The 420-nt window shown below is 59.3% G+C and carries 1 protein-coding gene; it reads right to left on the bottom strand.

Going from position 1 to position 420, the window contains the following annotated elements; translation table 11 throughout:
• Positions 1-59: 59 nt before the first annotated feature.
• Positions 60-420: hypothetical protein (locus tag JF66_RS24050; protein WP_035880983.1), on the bottom strand; the 361-nt coding region annotated here is incomplete at its 5' end.

Below are 420 nucleotides of genomic sequence, written 5' to 3'. Positions count from 1 at the left end.
CGGACGTTCCAATGTCGATTCCGACGACGCTGTCCGTCATGAGTACTCTCCAATCTCCATCAGCCGTTTATTTCTCTGTTCGAGACGACGGAGCCAGGCTGCGGAGTTGTGACGCCAGGCGTTACTCCCCCGGTGTTGAGGTCCACACCCGGCAGACCGATCGGGATAAACGTGAAGGTGGGGTTGTTCTTCGCTGAGCTGTAGTTACCGGCGATGATCTGGCCCCGCCAGGTAAAGCCGTTGACACCGGAGAACGCACAGGGGGTGTAGAGCAGCGCATCGATCGGGCTGTTGATGGTGAACCCGTTCTTCACCGAAAAGTCGCCCTGGGTGAGAGCGGTGCAGGTTGGCTGGGCGTTGGACAGCAGGTCGGGAGTGATGAACCAAATCGTGTGCACGGCCGACGTCGACGACGAGAAC

The sequence above is a fragment of the Cryobacterium sp. MLB-32 genome, from assembly GCF_000738085.1.
Taxonomy (GTDB): Bacteria; Actinomycetota; Actinomycetes; order Actinomycetales; family Microbacteriaceae; genus Cryobacterium.
This window is presented reverse-complemented; position numbering and strand designations above follow the sequence as displayed.